2 pseudogenes are annotated in these 1082 nt (G+C 69.8%); one reads left to right on the top strand and one right to left on the bottom strand.

The window, feature by feature from the left end:
- A pseudogene (locus tag KZA10_RS15890) lies at window positions 1–656 on the bottom strand (hypothetical protein); the annotation flags it as partial.
- 132 nt (window positions 657–788) lie between these two features.
- On the opposite strand from KZA10_RS15890, the pseudogene KZA10_RS15885 reads away from it, so the two are divergent.
- Window positions 789–1082, top strand: a pseudogene (locus tag KZA10_RS15885) (hypothetical protein); the annotation flags it as partial.

Below are 1082 nucleotides of genomic sequence, written 5' to 3'. Positions count from 1 at the left end.
GCAGGCACCGCGTCGACCAGTGCGACCAGGCGCGAGACGAGGCCGTCGAACGGGTCGCCGGGCCACCACGCCTCCATGACGGAGCCGTAGCCGGCCGCACGCTCGATGATGCCCATCTCGCTGGCGACGTCCCACTGCACCGAGAGGTCTTCGTGTGGGATGGCGGCCGCGATCTCGTCGAGGTCACGGAGGATCGCCGCAGTGTAGACGGGCTCGATCGCGGCCCGGTCGTCGCCGTGGAAGAAGGAGGAGATCACGGCGAGCGGCGTCGGCAGCGACACCTGGAACCGCACACCGGCGGGCACCGCCCCCTCGGACCGCAGGCGAGTGAACACGGCATACGACTCGATCGCGGCGGCGGCGTAGCCGAGCGGAGGCAGCTCGATGCTCGCGGCATCCACTCCTTCAGCGATGCGCAGACCCCGGGCGTCGATGCCGGCAGGGAACGGGATGGGTTCCTCGCCGATGCGCTCGATGCCCTCGGCCCGGCCGATCACGTCGGGCTGGAACATGATCCAGTGGAACCGCTTGCCGACCTCGCCGTCGGGGATGCGGCGCAGTCGCGTGCCGAGCAGGTCCCCAGCGGTGCGGATCGTGGTCTCGGCGTCGTCATAGTTCACGCTGCCCACGAGAAGGGCGCCCTGCGGCTGAGTCATGCCCCCAGAATATCGGCGCTCCCCGGATGGGCTTTTCCCCGGTGACGGCTCCGCCCGCCGAGGGGCATTCGAGTTAGGATGGCCTAATAACCCGCCGCCTGTGGGGGCAGCGATGACGGGAAGGTATCCATCATGGGCTTCATCACGTCCGAGGCACTGGCCGAGACCGGCTACGTCGTCCTCGACGACCACACCTCCGCCACCGATCCCGCCGAGTGGCTCGCCCTCGAATACGTCGGCTGGCGCTCCTCCGGCATCACGCGCTTCGCCCCGCTCACCAGCTACGCAGGCGACGTCGACTGCAACGGCTTCTGGAACCACACCCCTCCGCGCACCGACAAGGATGGTGTCTGGGTGGACGCCCAGGTCGCGATCGCCCCCACGCTGCAGCGGCGGGCGCAGGAGCCGGGTGCCGGCATCGGTCGC

Source organism: Microbacterium sp. BF1, from assembly GCF_019279095.1.
Classification (GTDB): domain Bacteria; phylum Actinomycetota; class Actinomycetes; order Actinomycetales; family Microbacteriaceae; genus Microbacterium; species Microbacterium maritypicum.
This window is presented reverse-complemented; position numbering and strand designations above follow the sequence as displayed.